Origin of the sequence: Methylocapsa acidiphila B2, assembly GCF_000427445.1 — a bacterium.
GTDB classification, from domain to species: domain Bacteria; phylum Pseudomonadota; class Alphaproteobacteria; order Rhizobiales; family Beijerinckiaceae; genus Methylocapsa; species Methylocapsa acidiphila.
This window is the reverse complement of record NZ_KE386496.1, coordinates 680716-696164: the sequence shown is the minus strand read 5'-3', so window position 1 is coordinate 696164 and position 15449 is coordinate 680716. Positions and strand designations below refer to the sequence as shown.

General features: G+C 64.1%; 17 protein-coding genes. 7 read left to right on the top strand and 10 right to left on the bottom strand.

Translation table 11 applies throughout. From position 1 onward, the window contains the following. Window positions 1-36: 36 nt before the first annotated feature. The 4 genes from METAC_RS0104780 to METAC_RS22365 are packed head-to-tail and all read right to left on the bottom strand — an operon-like array spanning window position 37 to window position 4982. Window positions 37-1293 (bottom strand): molybdopterin molybdotransferase MoeA, encoded by a 1257-nt coding sequence (locus tag METAC_RS0104780; protein ID WP_026606136.1) that lies wholly within the window; start codon window positions 1291-1293, stop codon window positions 37-39. After that, the gene (gene mobB / locus METAC_RS22370; protein ID WP_051335383.1) at window positions 1271-1843 is read right to left on the bottom strand and encodes a molybdopterin-guanine dinucleotide biosynthesis protein B; all 573 of its coding nucleotides are present in this window, start codon (window positions 1841-1843) and stop codon (window positions 1271-1273) included. The genes METAC_RS0104780 and mobB overlap by 23 nt, the downstream gene beginning before the upstream one ends. Further along, window positions 1834-3807 carry a molybdopterin biosynthesis protein gene (locus tag METAC_RS0104770; protein ID WP_026606135.1) on the bottom strand — a complete coding sequence of 658 codons (1974 nt, stop codon included), beginning with the start codon at window positions 3805-3807 and terminating at the stop codon, window positions 1834-1836. The genes mobB and METAC_RS0104770 overlap by 10 nt, the downstream gene beginning before the upstream one ends. A gap of 20 nt (window positions 3808-3827) precedes the next feature. Further along, on the bottom strand, window positions 3828-4982 hold the full coding sequence (locus tag METAC_RS22365) for a MoeA family protein (protein ID WP_198017167.1): 1155 nt from the start codon (window positions 4980-4982) through the stop codon (window positions 3828-3830). Between the two features lie 106 nt (window positions 4983-5088). Between METAC_RS22365 and METAC_RS0104760 the strand changes: the two genes are divergently transcribed. From METAC_RS0104760 to METAC_RS0104740, 5 genes are all read left to right on the top strand, one after another. Further along, entirely contained in the window at window positions 5089-5319 is a 231-nt protein-coding gene (locus METAC_RS0104760; RefSeq protein WP_026606134.1) for a sulfurtransferase TusA family protein, read from the top strand. Continuing rightward, complete coding sequence (locus METAC_RS0104755) at window positions 5316-5864, top strand: DUF2478 domain-containing protein (RefSeq protein ID WP_026606133.1); 549 nt, start codon at window positions 5316-5318, stop codon at window positions 5862-5864. The genes METAC_RS0104760 and METAC_RS0104755 overlap by 4 nt, the downstream gene beginning before the upstream one ends. Window positions 5865-5870: 6 nt before the next feature. Next, the gene (locus METAC_RS0104750) at window positions 5871-6791 is read left to right on the top strand and encodes a PhzF family phenazine biosynthesis protein (protein ID WP_036255297.1); all 921 of its coding nucleotides are present in this window, start codon (window positions 5871-5873) and stop codon (window positions 6789-6791) included. Continuing rightward, on the top strand, window positions 6788-7513 hold the full coding sequence (locus tag METAC_RS0104745) for an NUDIX hydrolase (protein ID WP_026606131.1): 726 nt from the start codon (window positions 6788-6790) through the stop codon (window positions 7511-7513). Before METAC_RS0104750 ends, METAC_RS0104745 begins: the two co-directional genes overlap by 4 nt. A gap of 73 nt (window positions 7514-7586) precedes the next feature. Next, window positions 7587-8087 (top strand): DUF6790 family protein, encoded by a 501-nt coding sequence (locus METAC_RS0104740; RefSeq protein WP_156898115.1) that lies wholly within the window; start codon window positions 7587-7589, stop codon window positions 8085-8087. A gap of 25 nt (window positions 8088-8112) precedes the next feature. Here the strand turns inward: METAC_RS0104740 and METAC_RS0104735 are convergent, their stop codons facing one another. Then, entirely contained in the window at window positions 8113-8469 is a 357-nt protein-coding gene (locus METAC_RS0104735; protein ID WP_026606129.1) for a hypothetical protein, read from the bottom strand. A gap of 281 nt (window positions 8470-8750) precedes the next feature. Between METAC_RS0104735 and METAC_RS0104730 the strand changes: the two genes are divergently transcribed. Beyond that, window positions 8751-9425 (top strand): superoxide dismutase, encoded by a 675-nt coding sequence (locus METAC_RS0104730; RefSeq protein ID WP_198017166.1) that lies wholly within the window; start codon window positions 8751-8753, stop codon window positions 9423-9425. Window positions 9426-9436: 11 nt separating this feature from the next. Here the strand turns inward: METAC_RS0104730 and METAC_RS0104725 are convergent, their stop codons facing one another. Next, window positions 9437-10783, bottom strand: coding sequence for a (Fe-S)-binding protein (locus METAC_RS0104725; protein ID WP_026606127.1), 1347 nt, complete (start codon window positions 10781-10783; stop codon window positions 9437-9439). Window positions 10784-10969: 186 nt separating this feature from the next. Here METAC_RS0104725 and METAC_RS25090 point away from each other — a divergent pair, with 186 nt between their 5' ends. After that, window positions 10970-11557: a hypothetical protein gene (locus tag METAC_RS25090; RefSeq protein ID WP_051335380.1), complete on the top strand. Its 588-nt coding sequence runs from the start codon at window positions 10970-10972 to the stop codon at window positions 11555-11557. Window positions 11558-11559: 2 nt separating this feature from the next. Here METAC_RS25090 and METAC_RS0104710 read toward each other — a convergent pair whose 3' ends face one another. From METAC_RS0104710 to METAC_RS0104695, 4 genes are all read right to left on the bottom strand, one after another. Beyond that, window positions 11560-12774, bottom strand: coding sequence for an FAD-dependent monooxygenase (locus METAC_RS0104710; protein ID WP_026606126.1), 1215 nt, complete (start codon window positions 12772-12774; stop codon window positions 11560-11562). Window positions 12775-12956: 182 nt separating this feature from the next. Beyond that, the gene (locus METAC_RS0104705) at window positions 12957-13211 is read right to left on the bottom strand and encodes a zinc-finger domain-containing protein (protein ID WP_026606125.1); all 255 of its coding nucleotides are present in this window, start codon (window positions 13209-13211) and stop codon (window positions 12957-12959) included. A gap of 86 nt (window positions 13212-13297) precedes the next feature. Continuing rightward, window positions 13298-14455, bottom strand: coding sequence for a glycosyltransferase family 4 protein (locus METAC_RS0104700; RefSeq protein WP_026606124.1), 1158 nt, complete (start codon window positions 14453-14455; stop codon window positions 13298-13300). A 137-nt stretch (window positions 14456-14592) separates the two neighbouring features. Further along, complete coding sequence (locus METAC_RS0104695; RefSeq protein WP_156898114.1) at window positions 14593-15150, bottom strand: DUF6197 family protein; 558 nt, start codon at window positions 15148-15150, stop codon at window positions 14593-14595. Window positions 15151-15449 lie beyond the last annotated feature (299 nt).

Sequence of the window (15449 nt, the reverse complement as noted above, 5' to 3'; positions counted from 1 at the left end):
CGCGGCGAAGATGCTGCGAAGATAAAGCGAGAGAGGCTATCGGATCAGATCGTAGTCGACGAAAGCCACCTGATCTCCGGGCGCCACCGCCGAAACGTCCTCGGGCAGCTCGACGAAGCCATGAGTCCGCGTCAGCGAGGTTAGGACGGCCGCGCCTTCGACCGGGTATTTGTCGGCGATCGCTTCGCCCGTTGCGCCTAATCGCAAGGAGACGCGGACAAATTCGCGTCGCCCCTTTTTCTTCTTGTAAGAAAAGCCCGAGGCGACGGCCACAGCGCGGGCCGGCTCGAACAAGGCGCCGGACAGCGCCGCGATCAAGGGGCGCACGACAGTGACGAAGGTCACGAAAACCGCGACCGGATTGCCGGGAAGGCCGACGAATGGCGCGCCTTCGATCACGCCCATCGCGACCGGCCGCCCCGGCTTGATGGCGAGACGCCAGAAAACCAGCGAGCCGTTCTGCGAGATCGCGGCCTTGACGTGATCCTCCTCCCCGGTCGACACCCCGCCCGAGGTGATGACGAGATCATGCGTCTGCGCCGCGCCGCGCAGCGCCGCGCCGATCCTCTCGGGATCGTCCTTCAGAATGCCGAGATCGGTGACCTCGACGCCGAGACGCCGCAGGAGCCCTTGGAGGACGAAGCGGTTGGCGTCATAGACCGCGGCCGCGGGCAGCGGCTCGCCGGGCGAGACGATTTCATCTCCGGTGGAAAAGACCGCCGCCTTCAGGCGTCGCCGCACGGCGAGCCGCTCGACGCCGAGCGCGGCGGCGAGGCCGATGTCCTCCGGCCGCAGGCGCCGCCCACGCGGAAGCGCCTCTCTCCCGACGCCAATATCCTCGCCGCGCAGCCGTCGGTTCGCGCCGAGCGTCAATCCTTTCGGCAGCGCGACCGAGCCGTCGGGGAGGATGCGGCAATCCTCCTGCATGAAGACCGTGTCCGCGCCCTCTGGCATGGCGGCGCCGGTGAAGATGCGGACGGCGACGCCCGCGACGCGATCGGTTCCGGGCGCATGGCCGGCGGCCACCCGCCCGGAGACAGGAAGGACGGATTCTCTCTCGGGCGTGAGATCCGCGAAGCGCACCGCATAGCCATCGACCGCTGAATTGTCGAAAGCCGGCAGATCGATCGGCGCGGCCAAAGCCTCGGCGAGCACGCGGCCTTCCGCCTCTGCGAGCGCGACGGTCTCGATCCCCTCGACGCAGGGCGTGCGGGCGAAGAGAAGCTCGACCGCCTCGCCGACCGGCATGAGTCTGTCGCCAGCGGCGAAACTATCCTTGCCGAGCTGGGCCATCGCGCAGATTCTCCTCCGCCACGGGCGGGTTTTCGGAAAGATCGCGGAGCGTCTTTTCCAGGGGCTGGGCGAAGCGCGCGATTAGATCGGCGACCGCCGCGACATCGTCCAAATGCGCATGCGGCAGATCCGGCGGCGCGGCCAAATCGGTCGCCAGCGCCGCGATCGTTCTATCATGCGGATAAAGGAGCGGCTTTGCGTTCAAGGCGCGATGAACTTCGATCTTGGCATGGGAGTCGCGTTTATAGCCCTCGACGAGGACAAGATCGACTGGGCTCAATTGGCGCAACAGCTCGGAAAGACCGGGCTCATTAGCCCCGCGCAGCTCATGCATCAAGGCCCATCGCTTGGACGAGGCGACGAGAACCTCGTTAGCGCCGGCTTCGCGATGCGCAAAGGAATCCTTGCCCGGCGCATCGACGTCGAAGCCGTGATGGGCGTGTTTGAGCGTGGAGACGCTTGTCCCCCGCGCGCGGAAAAACGGGATGAGCTTCACGATCAGAGTCGTCTTGCCCGCGCCGCTCCATCCGGCGAGGCCGATCACGCGCATGCGGTCGATCCTTCGCGGGCGGGGACGAAGCCGATCGCCCTTAGGCCGGCTGCGACGTCGTCCCGCGCGAGCGCCTCGACGAAGGCCCGCACCGCCGGTGCGTCTCGCCGGCTTTGCGGGATCGCGAAATCATAATGCTCCTCGCCGATCGGCAGGAAGCCTAGTCCATAGGCGCGCGCGACCGGCTCGATGGCGACGCCCCAATCGGCGCGGCCTTGGGCCACGGCGGCGGCGACCGCATTATGTGATTTCGGCTGGTTCCAATAGCCGAGCGGGCGCGCCGCGCCGATCAGGCGATCAATCATGATGCGCGTGCCGGCGCCCTGATTGCGGTTGACCATGTGGCAATTCGGATCGGCGAGCGCGGCGGCGATCGCCTCTTGCGCTGAGCGGCCCTCGAAACGCGCGTCGCCCGGCGGATAGACGAGGCCTTGCATGCGCCGCCAGCCTTCGACGAGGGTCAGGCCTGCGCCGATATAAGGCTTGTTGTAGACTTGGGTCTCAGGGTCCATCAGATGAATGGGGGCGATGTCGCACTCGCCCCGCTTCGCCGCCGCGAGGCCGCCCAGGCTGCCGATCGCGACCGTGCGGGCCGAAATCCCCGCCTCGGCGAGCGCGTCGAGGACGATTTCGAGGCCCACGCAATGCGAGCCCATGATCGCGAGATCGGGGACCTTCAGCTCGGGATCGAACAGGGTCACGTCCACCCGCGCGCCCTCGGCCAGATGGTCGGCCAGCGCGTCTATGGTCAAGAACCCGTCGGCTTGGGCGAATGCGGAAATCGACCCCGACCCTTTCGCTAAGGCAAAAGCGTTGAGTCCGTGATCGCCTTGCGTCAGAGCGACCATGACGAATTCCGTGCGGCCGAGATCGGAAAGGATGCGGACCGGGGTCACCGCCGCGACGGAGGCGTCGCGCCGCGCCGCGACGCCGCTCATCGCGCGCAAGACCGGCGCAACGAAATCATGGAAGGTGAACATGGCCGAGGTCGGAAAGCCCGGCAGGATGACGACGGGCTTGCCGTCGGCGACCGCGAGGCAGAGCGGCTTGCCGGGCTTGAGGGCGACGCCATGGGCGACGACGCCCGGCCGGCCGAGGCGGGAGACGACCCGGTAGGTGAGGTCGCCTGCGCTTTTCGAGGTGCCGCCGGAGAGAATGACCATGTCGCAGCTCGCAAGCGCCTCTTTGAGGCTCGCCTCGAGCGCCGTCTCGTCGTCGGGGATGGCGCCAAGGAAAACTGCCTCGCCGCCATTCTCGCGCACCGCCGCGCCGATGATCGGCGCATTGGAATCATAGATTGCGGCTGGGCGCAGAGGGTCCCCGGGCTGGACGAGTTCATCCCCTGTTGAAACGATCGCCACGCGCGGGCGACGATAGACCGGAACCACGGCGAGCCCGCAGGCCGCGAGCATGCCGATCTCGCGTGAGCCGATGCGTCCGCCCCGGCGCAAAAGCGTCTCCCCTTGCGCGAGGTCGCCGCCGGCGAAGCCAATGTTCTGGCCGGGCGCGAGCCCGCGCCGCACGAGGATGTGGCCAGGGCCGTCGGGATCGGTCTGCTCGATCATGCAGACGGCGTCGGCGCCGCGCGGCAAAGGCCCGCCGGTTGCGATCGGCGTCGCCGTCCCGGCGGCGACCTCGAGCCGCGGCGCGGTTCCGCAGGCGATGGTCTCGGCGTTCAGGGCCAACCGAAGGGGCGCGGAGTCGCTCGCCGTCGCGACGTCTGCGCCACGCAGCGCGAAACCATCGACGAGGGAGCGATCGAAGGGTGGAACGTCGATCGGCGCGCGCAAAGTTTGCGACAGCACGCGGCCGAGGCTTTCGGCTAGGGAGACCGCTTCGTCGCCGACCGGCCGCATGGAGAGATGCGCCCGAAACCGGCGCGTCGCCTCCTCGCGCGAGAGCACAGTGAGGAATTGCTCTTGGCCGCCGGAGGCGCTTCCGGCTCGCTTTTCGGACTGGCTCATTTTCGCTCGAGACATAGACGCTACAGGAATTGCGCGAAGACGGATTGTCCGGCCGCATAGCCCTCCGATTCCAGCTCAACCAGCAGCCAGGCGTCGGCGCGGGCGATCGCGCTGAAGGGCAGGTCGCCGGTCGCGAGCGGCTCCCAGAGTCTTGAGCCGCCCACGCCCAAGGTCCGCCGCAGGAGGACGAGGTCGCTCAAGCCCGGACTCGAGACAATTTTTCGCGCGAGAGGCAGGCTCTCTCCGGCCTCCGCCTCCTTCATCCCGGATAGAAGGCGAAGACAGGGCCGCGTAAGCAAGAGCCAAGCCGCAAGGGCGCAATCAAACCGCTCCGGCGCGAAGATCACCGGCAAGACGGCCTCGTCCGTCGGCGCGCCTCGACCGATGACGCCGCATCCTATGAGCGCGCCGGGCCGGACGGCGACCCCGGGCGCCAGAAGCGCGCCATATTGGGACAGAACCTCCGCGACTCTTTCCCCGGAGTCGGCTCCGATCACGACAACAAGATCGGCGTCGGCGCGGGCGATGGCCAGGGCCAAATGATCGGCGTCCGACAAATCCATCGCCTCGATTCGGCAAATCGCGCCTTCCCGATCGGCCAGAGCGGCGAAGGATGTCTCTTCTCGCCCGGAGAAGAGGAGGCGCAGCGTCGGAATACGCAAGGACATGCGCTCGACGCCGGCAGTGCGCAAGAGGCCGAGATCCGTGGGCTTCAGCCGTCCGCCGGCTGCGACAATGAGTTCGCCCATGGCGAAATCGCCCCCCTTCGCCCTTGCGCCCTCGCCGGGAGCGGCCGGGCTCAAGATCTGGGCGGGGATTTCCTCTCCCGCCACCGCATGAAGCGCCAGGACGGCGTCGGCGAAATCGGGCAAGCGGTCGCCAAGACGGACGCGAACGGGCGCCAGGCCCGGAAAGCAAGGCGCATAAGGCGAGGCGCCAAGCGTCTCTTGCGATGCGACGGCCCAGCCGTCCATCAGCGCTGTCGCGTGCGCGGGAACGGCGGCCGGCGCGCGAACCTCCGCTGCAGCTATCCGCCCCAGCGCCTCTTCGACGGCGAGGCCGACCGGCGCGATCTCGCGGCAATAAGGGGCAAGGCTCGCCAGCGCGTCCCGAAGCGAGACCAGCGGCCCGCCCGTCTCCAGCGTCGCCTCGCTCCCGTCTTCAGCTTCGTTCACGACGCGCCTTTCCGTTTCAAACCATGCTATTCTGCAAAAATCGGCGCCGCCAGCGGCTAGGCTGAACCGACGCAGCATTGTAACCTTATCGGGCGCGACGGCTGAATTGACTTTGATCTCTCTCGATTTGCGCGGCCTGTTGTGCCCCCTGCCCGCGCTGCGGACCCGCAAGGCCCTGCGCAAGCTCGCAAAGGGCGATCGCTTGGTCGTCGAATGCACCGACCCGCTCGCCGTCATCGACATTCCCCATCTGGTCCGCCAGACCGGCGATATATTGGAGCGCCAGGAATCGGCGGACGGCTTATATATATTCGAGATTATGCGAGAGGGCCCGTGACCCATTCCTATACCGCCCCGCGCAAGACGCTGGCCGCCCTCGTCTATGGCGAAGGCGAGGACCCGAACAGCCTCGTCGCCGAATTCGCCGACGAACTCGCGCGGCGTGGCCATCGGCTCGGCGGCGTGGTCCAGATCGCGGCGAGCGCGCAGGATTGCGATTGCCGCGACACCTATGTGCTCGATCTCGAAACCGGCGAACGCCTTTCGATCTTGCAGGATCTCGGCCGCCATTCTCAGTCCTGCCGGATCGATCCGGCCGCGCTCGCCGCGATCGGCCAGCGGCTCTCCGCCGCCATCGCGCGCGGTCCAGAGCTGTTGTTCCTCAATAGATTCGGGAAGCTCGAAGCAGACGGCAAGGGGCTCTACGCTGAGATCGGCGAGGCCGCCGCCGCCGAAATCCCCACGCTTGTCTGCGTCTCCGCCCGCTATCTCGAGCCATGGCGCCTATTCGCCGGCGGCCTTGACGAGGAGCTCCCTTGTTGCGGCGAGTCGCTGCGGAAATGGTGGAGCAACATCTGCGCCTTGCGCGCCGTCGGCGCGTGAGCGGCGATGCGGACCGTGCAGCGGCGCTACCATCTCCTCGACGTCTTCACTCAAACGCCGCTCGCCGGCAATCCGCTCGCGGTCGTGAGCGACGCCAACGGGCTCGACGCCGCGCGCATGCAGAAGATCGCCGCGGAATTCAACCTCTCAGAGACCGTCTTTCTCTTGCCGCCGCGAGAACCTGACTGCGCGGCCCGGCTGCGCATCTTCACGCCCAAGGCGGAACTCGCCTTCGCCGGCCATCCAACCGTCGGAACCGCCGTCCTTCTCGCCGTTCTGCGCACTGTCGAGGCCCCTGCGACGCAGGAGCTACCCCTGACGCTCGAGGAGGAAATCGGCCTGATCGCCTGCAGGGTCCGCCGGCTCGAGGGCAAAGCCGGCCGCGCCACCTTCGCCCTGCCGCGGCTGCCGGCCGAAGCCGGCTTTGCGCCTTCCAACGACCGAATTGCGGCCGCGCTCGGGCTCGACAGCGAGGACATCGGCTTCGCGGGCCATAGGCCCTCCATCTATTCCGTCGGCCTCCCCTTCGCCTTCGTCCCGGTAGCCGGCCTCGCAACGATCGCGCGCGCGCGCCCGGTTCCCGCCTTGTTCGAGACAGTCTTCAGCGGGCTCGACGCCGCCGCCGCCTTCATCTACACGAGCGACACGGTCGAGGCGCACCACGCCTTTCATGCGCGCATGTTCGCACCCGGGCTCGGCCTCGCCGAGGATCCCGCGACCGGCTCCGCCGCCGCCGCCTTGGCCGGCGCGATTCTCGCCTTCGAACGGCCGGCTGACGGCCGTCACGCCTTCGTCATCGAACAGGGCTTTGAGATGGGACGGCCAAGCCTGCTCACGCTCGAGATCGAGATCCAGAAAGGCGCCCTGATCGCGGGCGCCATCAGCGGCTCCGCCGTCATTGTCGCGGAAGGCGTCATCGACTTATGAGGCAAGACATTCCGCGCATCGAGGCGATCGACGCGATCGACTATAGGGTCGAGCCGAGAAGCTGGCGCTTTACGATCGACGAGGCTGAGGCGATCGACCGCCATTGGGACAAACTCAGCGCCGGCAATCCGCATCTTTTCAACGGCCGCGTCTTCCTCATGCATCGCATGGCGATCGAACTTCAGGACGATCGACGCGTCCTGCGCGGCGACGGTTTCGAGGTCGAATATAAGGCCTTTCTAGCTTGGCGGGACTTCGGCTTTCCTGACCCCGAAACGGCCAATTGTTTCGCGATGGCGGCGCTTCTCTCGGCCGACGGCGCCTTCATGCTCGGCCGCATGGGCGGCCACACCGCCAATCCGGGACGGATCTATTTTCCCGCCGGCACGCCCGATCTCGACGACGTGAAGGAGGATCTCATCGACCTCGAAGGCAGCGTGTTGCGCGAGCTCGCCGAGGAGACCGGCATCGCCCCGAACGAGGTGGCCGTGGAGCCGGGTTGGACCGTGGTCTTCGAGGGGCCCCGCGTGGCCTGCATGAAGATTGTTCGCTCCAGCCTCTCCGCCGCTGAGATCCAGGCGCGTTTCGAAGCCTTTATCGCTGCGGAAGCGTCGCCTGAGCTCGACGCGCTTCTCGCCGTCTTCTCGGAGCGCGATTTCGACAAAGAGCGCATGCCGGATTTCACTTTGCGATACCTCCGCCACGCCTTGGCCGGCCGATGATTCGATCGCATCATCAGTATCAACGCGCTGGCGCGGAATGCGAAAGGAAGCGCGCCTATCGACGGAGTTCGAGATGATTTCCGAAGGCGTCGGCTTTCTGCTTCGTAATCTCCCCGCCGTCCTATTCGTCATAGCCTTCGCAATCGCCGCCTTCCGCCGACGGGGGCCATTCGCGGAACGGCTTCTCGCCTGGATTCTCCTGCTGCCGATCGGCCTTACAGGCGTTTGGGCCGGGCTACTTCATATCTTTTTTCCGACGGTCGCGGCGGCCTATATCGGCTGGCAGGTCAGCCCGTTTCAATTCGAGGTCGGGATGGCCGATCTCGCGATCGGCGCAACCGCCTGTCTCGCGTTCTGGCGCGGTCTTGAATTCAAAGAAGCGGCGATCTGCGCCGCCTCGGTGTTCCTGCTCGGTGACGCGGTCGGGCACATCCGTCAAATGCTTTCCTCAGGCAATTTCAAGCCGGGAAATGCGGGGACGCCTTTCTACATGGACATTATTTGCCCGCTGCTTGCGATCGTCCTTTTGGCGATCGCAAAGCGGAGCCGGTCTTCCGGCAGGCGCGCTTCTTGACGCGGCGCTTTCCGGACGGACAGGCTCAGGCGCGATAGCCGTGCCGCTCCTTCGAGGCGCGGATGAGGCTCTGCGCCTCGCCGTCACGCCCCGCAGCGCAGGCCTCGGCCGCGCGCGACAGCTCGCCCTGGATCTTGTCGTAGACGGATTTATTCACATTACCGGTGCTGACGTCGGCCTTCAGGACCGCTTGATAGCGATTGAGCTCGCCGGTGCAGGCGGCGCCCGCCGGCAAATTCGGCCAGCCTGGGCCCGATGCGGCGGCGTCCGGCGCCGTGGCTACTGCAGAAGGGGCGGACGGCGCAGGTCCCGAGGTCTGATTGCAGCCGCTGAGAGCAATCGCCGCGACGAGAAGCGCAGCTGAAATCGACATCCGCTCCATTTGCAACTCCTTTGCACAATGCGTCATGGCTGAGTGTCATCTGGGCCGCCGCCCTGTCAAGATGCACCTGCCTTTTCCGATGGGAGACCTGCAGATCTGTTGCAGGCCAGCCACAAAGGCCGCTCGTGCGGTTTCCCACCGCGCGAAAACACAAGGCAAAAAGCTAAAACCCTACTTAGCTACTCGCTTAAATGTGGTTACAATCCGAGTCGGTAGCCCCAACGCCCATCAAACTCGAAAGTCGCCCGATGCCACCGATTTCTCACGTTGACAGACGGTCCATGCTCATCGGCTCCAGCGCCCTGATCGGCTTCGCCGGGTTGAGCGTCACGGCCAAGGGAGCGACGGAAACCAAGCTTTCGGCGGCCTATCCGCCCTTGCCTTATGCTGACGACGCGCTCGCGCCCGTGATTTCAAGCGAGACGATCGGCTATCACTATGGAAAGCACCACAAGGGCTATTATGACGCCGTTCTGAAAGCCGTCGCAGGCACCGAATGGGCCGACGCGAGCCTCGAGGAAATCGTTCGCAAGACGGCAGGCGATCCTATCCGTGCGGCCTTGTTCAACCCGGCCGGCCAGCTTTGGAACCATAATTTCTATTGGGCCAGCATGCGTCCCAATGGCGGCGGGAAGCCGACCGGCCCGGCGGCCGGCCTCATTGAGGCGAGCTTCGGCGGCTATGACGGCTTCCGCAAGGAATTCTCAGGCGCCGCAACCAAGTTCTTTGGCAGCGGATGGATCTGGCTCGTTCAAGACGGCAAGGACAAAGCCGCGATTGTCGCCACCTCCAACGCCGATACGCCGATCGCGCATGGCGGCAAGCCGCTCCTCACCTTGGATGTATGGGAGCATTCCTATTACATCGATTGGCGCAACCGCCGCGCCGATTACGCCAATGCCTGGCTGGACAAGCTCGTCAATTGGGATTTCGTGAACCAGAAACTCGCGGCCTGAAGCGGCGGCGCTCAGTTCACGACGAGGGCGTCGCGCAGCAATACGGCGATATGGACGGAGGAACGCCCGGAACCATGGGCGATCTGATGCCGGCAAGAGAATCCATTGGCGATGATCGGCGTATCCTGCGCCGATTCGCGCACCGCCGGCATTAGAGAGATTTCCGCCATGTCCAGCGAGGCTTGGTAATGCTCGGCCTCCAGGCCGAAACTGCCCGCCATCCCGCAGCAGCTCGACTCGATGATGTCGAACTTGAAACCGGGAATCCAGCTGAGCGCCTTGCGCGTCGCCTTCATGACGCCGAAGGCCTTTTGGTGGCAATGCCCATGCACGAGCGCCTTCGGCAGGTCGAGCGGCTTCAGGTTCAGCCGCAAGCCGCGCTGGTGCTCACGGACCAGGAACTCCTCGAGCAAATAGAGCTGCTTTCCGAGCGCGCCGACTTCGGCGCCGAGTCCGAGGCTATAGAGCTCGTCGCGCAGCGATAGAAGGCATGACGGCTCGAGCCCGACGATCGGCGTGCCTTTAGCGATCTCCGGCAGAAAAGCAGCCAGCACCCGCTTGCCCTCGACGCGGGCTTCCTCGACGAGGCCGGTGGTCAAATAAGTACGGCCGCAGCACAGAGGCCGGTCGGGCTCGGAATCCTCCGGCGCCGGCTTCGCGATCCTGACCTTGTAGCCGGCGCTGGACAGCACAGTGACCGCCGCTTCCGCAATCTCTGGATCGAAATGATGGCAGAACGTGTCGACGAAGAGGATGACCTCGCCGCGCTCGCCTTCGGCCTTGGCCTCGACGTCAGCGAAGGGCTTTGGCGCCAAGGCCGGCAGCGGCCGCGCAGCGGCGATCCCAAGCCAGCGCTCGGCGAGCTTCGCCAGCGCCTCTGAACGGTTGCGCAGGAAAATGCCCGCCCGCAGCAATCGACGATAGCGAAACGCCCATCTCGGCAGACCGCCGAAGAGCCGCGTCCGCCGCGGGACGCCGAGAATCGCATGGCGCTGCGCGAGATATTCCGTCTTGATGAGGGTCATGTCGACGGAGCTCGGGCATTCCTTCTTGCAGGCCTTGCAGGAGACGCAGAGGTCCATGGACTCGGCGAGACGCGGATCGTCGAAGGATTTCTCGCCATATTCGCCATTGAGCGCCGCCTTGAAGGCCGCGACCCGCGCCTCTGTCGAATGGGCGCGGTCGCCGGTAATGCGGTAGCTTGGGCACATCACGCCCTTGCCGACGTTCTGGCAATCGCGACTGTGCATGCAGACCGCGACCGCCTTGGCGTAATTGCCGCCCGTCGCGGGAATGCCGGAATAGGCGTCGCCAATGCCATAAGTGTCATAGGCCGACCAATCGAGAAAAGTCTTCATGGTCCCCGCCGCCCCTTGCTCGCCTGACATTTAGGAGCCGCATAAGAAGCAAGCTTTACGCCAATAAAACATGCATCGACGGCGGCGTTTTGCCTTTCGGTTCGATGGCTGGCGCGACGCCATGAGATTTGGGATAGGCCAAGGAATTTCCGAAGGATCGGCGCGATGAACGGACGAGGACGGATAATGAGACGCCGCGCGGCGGCCGTCGCGCTTTCCAGCGCTTTTCTGGAGCCTCTCGCGGCGGCATGGTCGCCCGCCGCGGCCGTCAGCATGGACAAGTCGCGGACCAAGGATGAATGCGTCGTGAGGATCGGGGCCGAGGCGGTTCAGATCGCCGCCTATCAACCCGACTATTCGCTGGACAAATATTGCGAGGCGCTCCCGACCACGGGCAGGACCATTCTGGCTTTCGACCTCGCCACCAACGCACTTCGCGACGCGCCGATCGAGATCAAGATCGTCAAAGACACGCTGGCGTCGCTCGGCGATTCCGAGGGTTCGGCCGAAGCCGTTTTGCCAGCCCGCGCCTATCCGAGCGGCACCTTCTATTTCGAACATAATTTCAAACAAAGCGGCCAATATATCGTCTTGATGAGCGTCGCGCGGCTGGGCGGCGCGACGGAAACGGCGCAATTCAAGTTCGCGGTCGGCGCAAGCGTCCTGCGCTTGACGCCGGTCATTCTCGTCGTCGCTCTCGCCGCACCCGTCTTGCTGGCCTCTTGGAAGTTCGGCCGGAAGCGATTGCCGCCGGGGTCGCGGTCAGGGGCGTGACGTCAAAGAGCCGACGCTTCGCCACGCGGACGGGCGTCGTAGAGCCAATCATAGCGGTCGCGCAGCCTTTCGGCGCCGAGCGCCCGCAAGGCGAGATCGCGCGCGAAGCCGGCGGCGCCGGAAAGATGGTATATCGTGCCTTGGCGCCGCGACTCCTGCTGCACCCGCGTGGCGCGCGCCCGGCGCGCGGTCTGATAGGCGGCGAGCCCCTGCTCTATTTCGTGGCCGCCAGCCAAGGCGCGGCCCAAAGCCGCCGCATCCTCGATCGCTTGCGCCGCCCCCTGGGCGAGGAAGGGCAACATGGGATGCGCCGCATCGCCGAGAAGCGCCACTCTCCCGCCGGTCCAGCGCGCGAGAGGCGCGCTGTCATAGAGCGGCCATTTGCGCCATTCCGACGCCGCCGCGAGCAAGCCCTTGGCGCTCTCGTGCCAGCGCGCGAAACGCGCCTCGAGATATGCGGCGTCGCCCTGACTCGACCAAAAATCGCCCGACGGGCCGCGAAAATCCTCATCGACGATGGCGACCACATTGACGACCGCGCCGCCGCGCAGCGGATAATGGACGAGATGAGCCTTGCTTCCAAGCCAGAGCGCGCTTTCGGGCCGCCGCATCTCGGCCGGAAGGCGATTCGCATCGACGAGGGCGCGCCAGGCCGTGCGGCCGGAAAATTTCGACTGCGGGCCGTCGCTCCCCACGAGCCTTTGCCGAACGAAAGAGCGCAAGCCGTCGGCGCCGATCAGACAATCGCCCGTCGCCTCCAGCCGGATCGCCCCGCGCTTATAGGCGATCGCGACCCCGTCGCGCCCGGAGGCGAAGCCCGCAACCGCGGCGCCGGCGCAAATCGTGATGGCGTCATGGGTCAGAGCGGTTTCGAGAAGCGCGCGCTGGAGATCCGCGCGATGCGCGAGCAGATAGGGTGCGCCCCACCTCGATTCGGCGTCGGCGAGTGGCAGGACGGCGATGAGGGCCCCGTCGCGGGCCCGGCGGATCTTGACGGCGCGAGGAGCCAGGCTCGACGGGCGCAGGCGTTCAAGCGCGCCGAGTTGGCGCAAAATAGCACTGGCGTTGGGCGAGATCTGCAGGCCGGCGCCGACTTCCTCGAGCGCATCGGCCTGCTCGAAGACGCTGACACTAAAGCCGGCCTGGGCCAGGCACAAAGCAGCGCTGAGCCCGCCAATGCCGGCCCCGGCGATCAGCGCGTGCGGGGCTGAACTCATCGCGCCTTGTTTCAGAGGCCAAGATCACGAAGCCTTTGGATGGAAACATCCAAAGGCATGAGACGTGATCGAGTTTGTGGCACGAGCGGAAGCTTCCGCGAAAGACCGAATTCCACTTATTCACATCCCGCCTTGGAGCATGTTCTTTTCGATTGGATGATTCCATCCAATCGGAACGCGCTCTAGGCGGCGCGCGACGCTGGCTCTGGATGGAAGGCGCACTCGGCGGGTTCGGAGCCGCCATGTAGATGCTCGTCATAGACATAATGGGTCGAGCAATAAGGGCAGATGGCGTCATTATCCGCGCCCATAACGATGAAAATATGCGGATGATCGAAGGGCGGCAGAGCGCCGACGCACATGAATTCCTTGGCCCCGACGCGCACTTCCGGAAGGCCCGGCTGATTATGGAAATGCGGAGTGACATGCTCGGTCATGATCTGGTCCCGAATGCGGCGATGCGCGCGAGCATAGGCGGATCGAGTGGATTTGGGTAGCCCCGGCCGCGCGCCCGACAGCCGCCTCAAACGCCCGCGCCGTCTTGCAGTTCGTCGATAATGCGGTCGAGATTCGATCGAAAGGCCGCGTCCAGATATTTCTCCTCGACTTTGCGGCGCCCGCGTTCTCCCATGGCCTTCGCCAGCTCCGGCTGGGACAGGAGAAGCGACAGGCGATCGGCGATCATGGCGACATTGGTCTGATCCACGACAAAGCCGTCGATCTCGTCGGAGACCACTTCCTTCGAGGCCCCTTGCGCGCTGCAAATGACCGGCAGGCCCCATTGCCACGCCTCAAGGAAGACGATTCCGAACCCCTCCTTGGAGGAGGGCATCGCGAAGACCGTCGCTCGAGCGTAGGCCGCGCGCAACTCGGCCTCGCCGACCCGTCCGCGAAACTTCACGATGTCGTCGACCTGAAGCTCTCGGGCCAGCGCTTCCAGCTCGGGTCGAAGCGCGCCCTCTCCGACGATTTCATATTTGAGGCCTGGCGCGCTCCCCTTGAGCATAGCCATGGCCCGTATCATCTGGTCGACATTCTTGTCGCGATCTCCGAGGGAGAGCCGGTTAACGGTCAAGATGGTCGCCGGCTCGCGCTCGCCGAAACCGGGCGTCGTCCTGAGCGGATCGACCGCATTGGGCAGAAGCCGGAATTTTTCACGCGGAACGCCGAACTCCCGCGCCATCGTATCGGCGGTGAAATCGCTGACCGAGGCGATCCGGGTCACGACGCGGGCGAGAAGCGTTTCATACCAACGCTTCGGCCGAAGGCTCGCGTTGTTCCAAACCTCGAGGCCGTGGACAAAGAGCAGAATCGGCATTTTCGGCCGCAGGCACCGGACCAACGCCGCGAGCGGAAGCAAGTTGATGTGGCAAATGACGAAGATATTCGCGCGAGCGACCCCGAGGAGAAACCCCTTCACGACAAAGGCCGCGAAGCTCGTCGTCGCCTCGATCGTGATTCCCTCGATCGCGGGGATCGAGGCTGCGTCATCGCCGCGAATGAGGACGAAGGGGTCGAATTCCCCCCGCTCGATCGAGCGCTTGGCCATATTGGCGATGACCCGGCGGTTGAAGTTCTGGAGGCCTCCAACCTTCGAATAGGTCCCCAGCGCGCAAATGACCATGCGCCGGCGCTCCCGCGTCAGGCTGGGAAACATTTCCTTGGCGCTTATGAAGGACATACGGCTAAACTTTCCGAGCTTCTCGAGAATGACAGACCGCTCGAGATGCGCATCCGACAGAATGCGCGAAAAATCCGATGGCGCGGCAACAGCCAGCGGATGCTGCGGATGAAAAGGTCCTGAAGCAATTCAAAGACTCAGAACGTTGAGCGCTCGACCGAACCGAACGCGACCGAAAAGGCGCCAAAATCTTCCGCCGGCCAAGGATTCCCGCGTCGCCGGCGTCGCCGCGTGCCAAGCACCGAATGCGAAACAATGCGCGCGCGTGATTTTCCCTCCGGGGGACCCGAGTCCGCGCAGGCCTCGCTCTGCCGAACTGCGGGCGTCGTTTGCGATCGAAGAGAACTGATAACGGCATGGATAAGCTCGATGACTTCGTCGCGATCCGCCGCGAATTCATCATTCCAACGGGTGAGTGTGCACCTATAGTTGTATTTCGCTAAGATGATTTCAGAAAACCGTACTTCGAAGAAGCTAAAATAAAGATCTTCATTCGCACGATCAAGCTCGCGCCAGGATTTTACGAGGACGCCGGACAGGCAGTAGGAATCTGCCGGTTCGCCTCCGAGATCGCAGGCGGCGCCGCGCGCGTCGCGCGCCATGGAACACCTTGTCCAACCCACTTCCTCGAGCAGGCGACACGCCATAGAAAGGATCTCAACAATCATTTTCTCAGTAGTCATGCCAAAAACCAATGAAAATTTCGTCAGCCGTTTTCGAAAAGCTATGCATAATTTGGAATGAATATAAATATAAAAGTTATATATACATAAAAAATATGTATATATAACTTTTATAACTAATTATTTAGTCTTACTAAAGACCTTTATTCTAAATAATTAGAACTAATTAAATAATTATTGCACTTATATATAACAAATAAATTTCATCACATACCGATGTAAATATATTATGACTTTTATTTAAAGAAAATCTTCAATCTTATATCTAGGAAAATATGCGCTAAATATTTAGGTATATGCAATGTCTATTT